Raw genomic sequence first — 2,755 nt, forward strand, 5'->3', positions numbered from 1 at the left:
GTAGCCTTTATTCAGGACGGGTCATAATAGTTGCCAACGGTAACGTGTATGGCTTGTTGCGGTGTAAACTAGCTTTTTCTTTCGATTTAGTAAGAGCAAGTACAGCGGTTTTATCCTTATAAACTATCTGGTTGGTAAACCTGATAACAAAATCTATAATTCTAAACTGCTGTACTTGCGGTACTATTGCAAATAAAAACTGACCTTTGTCTTAGCCATTAGCCGCAATTGGCTATACACTATGTTGTGGTTAGTTATTGTTTAATCAATACAATATTTTCCATTTTCCAAGGTAATGTTGGGTCTGGTAATTCACCACTTACATCTCGTAAATAATTCATTGAAATATTGACTTTTAAAACCTCTTGTCCATTAATTGTTCTTTTAAATAATCTTAAATCTCCTATATGTCCTTCTAAAGGAACATCTTTTATGGATAAGTGTAAATTCTTTTCCCCATCTACACAATCATCAACAGGTGAGTATTTACAATTATTATATATATTATTTCCTTCTATGCTAGCATTATCACCTAAATTTAGATTGTCGGCATCGGTAAGTGTATTTATTTTTTCTACACCATTTTCTATGTACTGATAACCGCCAATTAATAAATCTTCATAATATTTACCATTGAAATGCTGGGTACTTTTTACTAATATTATTTTTAAAGAGTTATTACCATTGGTATAAAGCCATGTGCCTTCAAAATTATTTAATATGTTATTTGCATCTTTATAATAAGCATTAACAGGAACATCACTACTGAAGGTTGTTTCCATATTTAACACTGGACTTTGTGCTTTACAATTGTAAAAAATTAATCCAATTGTTATTATTAATATTATTTTTTTCATGATTTTAAGTTTTAATTACAAGGGGTTTCGTTTACTGTTTCGTTGTCATTTTCATCTAACTCTAATCGTTTCCAATTACTTAAATTAGCATCTGTGGCTTCATATAAGGATATGCCATAGTCACCATAAAGTTCTAAAAATTTTTGTTCTAAGTTGTTACTCTCTGTATACTTTTCTGCCATTCCTCTCATGATGTTTTTTCTTTTTTCATCATCATTACTTCCTTTAGCATTTTGCATATCGGCATCAATTTTATCAATAAGGGTTTGAATATTATTTACTCTTAAGGCATACGTTATATTGTTTGGCGCTACAGCCATAATAAATATTTCATCATTAAAGTCATTGTTAGAGTCAGTATGAACTAATTTAAGAGCTCTGATATCTAGCCAAGAAAAGATATTAAACTTTCCTTCAGGGTGTGTATGTATAAAACCAACCCATGTGTTACCATAATTAAAAGGTGAGCGTTCATCTGAAGGACCTTCTTGTATACCATCATCATCAGGTACATTTTTTCTACCATCTTCTGACCACACATTTTTATAATTTATAGACCATTCGTTATTACCTGCACTTAGTTTGGTTCTTAATTGGTTAACCACAGGTAATATATTTGAGCCTAAACCATCGGTTTGTACTAATCTGTTCAATCGTTCACATTTTATATCTTCTTGGCATTCAATAAGCGTGCCACCATCAGCCACGCAATCACAGATTTCTTGGCTATTACCTTGTAAAAGACAGCTTTTATAAGCGTTTAACTGACAATCGCCATTTAAATCGCCAGGTGGTGGATTTTCACATGCTTCACCAGGCGGAATAAGTACAGTTATTGGTGTGTTGTCAGGTGGTGTACCACCACCATTTCCTGAACTGCCTCCACCTCCTCCTGTATTAGGGTTTCCAGTATTATCCCATGGGTCAGGACCATAATCGGTCTCATCACAATAGTAATAAGGGATATCTACATAATATCCTGGGCTTGAACAATTAGTGCATCCTCCTGGTAAATGTCCAGGCGTTACACATTCACAGCGTACTGCAATGGTTTCATAAGTAACTACTACTACTACACCATCGCAATCTGTTGGGTACTAGGGACTTCCTTGTGGGTCAGGCGGATAACCACTTCCTGTACCTCCTATACCTATGCCAGTATCCGTCCCTCCACCTCCATCGTCAGGCGGTATATGGGTAAAGTCATTAAGGCTCATTGTAGATATGTTTCCTTCAAACCTTTCATTTTGATTGTTAAGCCAGCTTTGTGTTGGTGTGTATTGGGTTACAAACATATCAGATTGCCCATTCTTGTCTTCAAGGGTTAGATTATAAAATTTACTGATTTGATTAGTTTCAGAAGCAATTTTCATAGTGTAAGATTTATAATCACCTAAGGTAACTTCTTTAATGACATTTGTATAAACAGTTATACCTAATGTGTCTTGTGTAGTTCTAGCTTGCAGGTTTTTCTGCTCTAATGGTAAGTAACGCTCAATTTGAAACCTAGAGGCTAAATTATGGAATGTTTCTCCTGCATTGTCTTTAGATAGTGTTTTTATAATCGGTGCAACAACATTATTGTTTTCTTCCAATATTTGTTCATCAGAGATGTCTTTTTCGCAGGAATTATTCAAAAGTACAATTCCAAATAGTATTATTCCAAGTTGAAGGTAATTTTTCAATTGTTTGTGTTTCATACCGTTGGTTTTAAAGTTAATAATTTAAATTTAGTTTTAGTCAATCACTTTTCAATTCTCAAATGAGTAAACTCTATCTTTGGATTAGGCAACTGTCATTCTGTTTGAGCGAGTAATTAACCACAACGTTGTTGTATATGGTTTGTTGCGTGGTTTAGCAAGTAATTTAGTAAATAAAAACCAAATAGAAAATCCGCG

The 2,755-nt window shown here is 33.8% G+C and carries 3 protein-coding genes; all 3 read right to left on the reverse strand.

Features of this window, described 5'->3' with window-relative positions; all coding sequences use genetic code 11:
* Positions 1-254: 254 nt before the first annotated feature.
* The gene (locus ITB9_RS01020; protein WP_054850771.1) at positions 255-857 is read right to left on the reverse strand and encodes a DUF6705 family protein; all 603 of its coding nucleotides are present in this window, start codon (positions 855-857) and stop codon (positions 255-257) included.
* A gap of 11 nt (positions 858-868) precedes the next feature.
* Complete coding sequence (locus ITB9_RS01025) at positions 869-1,510, reverse strand: hypothetical protein (RefSeq protein ID WP_148638309.1); 642 nt, start codon at positions 1,508-1,510, stop codon at positions 869-871.
* 444 nt (positions 1,511-1,954) lie between these two features.
* Positions 1,955-2,557, reverse strand: a complete 603-nt coding sequence (locus ITB9_RS01030; protein ID WP_054850773.1) for a hypothetical protein — start codon at positions 2,555-2,557, stop codon at positions 1,955-1,957.
* Positions 2,558-2,755 lie beyond the last annotated feature (198 nt).

The sequence above is a fragment of the Olleya sp. ITB9 genome (assembly GCF_001315805.1).
GTDB classification, from domain to species: Bacteria; Bacteroidota; Bacteroidia; order Flavobacteriales; family Flavobacteriaceae; genus Olleya; species Olleya sediminilitoris.

Coding starts and splice junctions, on each gene's coding strand:
- ITB9_RS01020 (WP_054850771.1), bottom strand. CDS start 857: ATGAAAAAAATAATATTAATAATAACAATTGGATTAATTTTTTACAAT.
- ITB9_RS01030 (WP_054850773.1), bottom strand. CDS start 2,557: ATGAAACACAAACAATTGAAAAATTACCTTCAACTTGGAATAATACTA.